Genomic DNA, 251 nt, shown 5'->3' with positions numbered 1-251 from the left:
GCTTCACCTTGCTGGAAGCGGTCGACCGCTGCGATGTCGTCGAACAGGAACGGCAGGTCGAAGACCTGAACGCCCTTGGAGTAGTGTTCGAACTTGGCCAGCGACGGCGCGATCAGCTGAACGTCGCCCAGCAGCAGGGCTTCCATTTCCTTGCCATCGCCGAACAGCGAGGAGTTCGGGTAAACCTGTACCTCGACCTTGCCGGCCAGACGCTCTTCCACCAGTTTCTTGAACATCAGGGCGCCCTGGCC

At 61.0% G+C, this 251-nt stretch carries 1 pseudogene; it reads right to left on the bottom strand.

What is annotated here, in order from left to right:
* A pseudogene (locus tag AAEZ10_RS27605) lies at positions 1–251 on the bottom strand (C4-dicarboxylate ABC transporter); the annotation flags it as partial.

The organism is Pseudomonas sp. H26/SER47-MNA-CIBAN-0231, assembly GCF_040310465.1.
In the GTDB taxonomy this organism is placed as follows: Bacteria; Pseudomonadota; Gammaproteobacteria; order Pseudomonadales; family Pseudomonadaceae; genus Aquipseudomonas; species Aquipseudomonas atacamensis.
The sequence above is the reverse complement of the archived record's forward strand: the minus strand, read 5'-3'. Positions and strand labels throughout refer to the sequence as shown.